The organism is Butyricicoccus sp. AM05-1, assembly GCF_003474415.1.
Lineage (GTDB): Bacteria > Bacillota > Clostridia > Oscillospirales > Butyricicoccaceae > Agathobaculum > Agathobaculum butyriciproducens.
Genome location: NZ_QUDG01000033.1, coordinates 1 through 543, shown reverse-complemented (window position 1 = coordinate 543; position 543 = coordinate 1). Strand labels below are relative to the sequence as shown.

Genomic DNA, 543 nt, shown 5'->3' with positions numbered 1-543 from the left:
CGCATTATCTTCCTAATGCGCAGTAATCGCCCGAATATAGCCTGATTTGCCCGCTGATTTTGTATAGCTATGCATCTTCGCACCGCGTTTTCTCAAATATGCCGTGTTAAAACAGCATATTTGAGGTGCGTGGTACGTCTTAGGAAGATAATGCGTAACAAAGAACAGGCTGATTCAGGCCATCAACCGCACGGAAAATAGTCGATCCAGTCATCACCTTCGGTGTCGTTTTTGATGTATGTGGCGATCTTCTTAAACTGCTTAAAGTAGGCGTACTTACTCTTATAATCCTGCCAATTAGGCTTGCTGCCGTCAGACAGAGTGGCGTAACCATACTGCGATGTATCAAATGCACTGTTGGCGCTGATCTCCAGAATGATAAACTTGCCGGACTTAGCTGTGCTGGCACCGGTCAGGCGGCTTTTCTTGGCATAAAGTGCATCCAGCGCCGTTGTACTGCCCGCAATTGCGTTCAACGCGGTCTGAGATGCGGCGATGGCCTTTGTAGCGGTGTTGGAGGCCGCCACGGCCGCCATAGCAACC

Annotated in this window: 1 protein-coding gene; it reads right to left on the bottom strand. The window is 49.5% G+C overall.

Annotation, left to right across the window (positions count from 1 at the left end):
* Positions 1-182: 182 nt before the first annotated feature.
* Positions 183-543 (bottom strand): hypothetical protein (locus DW088_RS15970; RefSeq protein WP_199720459.1); only part of this gene is annotated, 361 nt, incomplete at its 5' end.